General features: G+C 63.7%; 1 protein-coding gene. It reads left to right on the forward strand.

Annotated features, from left to right (window positions below; genetic code table 11):
- A partial coding sequence (locus tag EN884_RS38355) for an aminotransferase class III-fold pyridoxal phosphate-dependent enzyme (RefSeq protein WP_128361250.1) occupies window positions 1-399 on the forward strand: 399 nt, incomplete at both ends.

Genomic DNA, 399 nt, shown 5'->3' on the forward strand with positions numbered 1-399 from the left:
GACCGACCCAGTGCGGCTGGCAAAACTCTGCGCCAGGGCGCTGGAGGACGAAATCGCCTTCCAGGGTGGCGACACCATCGCCGCTTTCATCATGGAGCCGGTTCTCGGCGCCGGCGGCGTCATCGTTCCGCATGAGAGCTTCATGCCGCTGGTGCGCGAAATCTGCGACCGCCACGAGATCCTGCTGATCGCCGACGAAGTGGTGACGGGCTTCGGCCGCACCGGCGCATGGTCGGGTTCGCGTCTGTCCGGTGTGAAGCCGGATTTCATGACCATCGCCAAGGCGATCACTTCGGGTTATTTCCCGCTCGGCGCCACTTTGATCGGCGCCAAGGTCGCCGATGTCTTCGAGGCCGACAAGACCAGCTTCGGCGCCATCGGCCATGGCTATACCTATTC

The organism is Mesorhizobium sp. M7A.F.Ca.AU.001.01.1.1 (assembly GCF_004022735.1).
Taxonomy (GTDB): Bacteria; Pseudomonadota; Alphaproteobacteria; order Rhizobiales; family Rhizobiaceae; genus Mesorhizobium; species Mesorhizobium ciceri.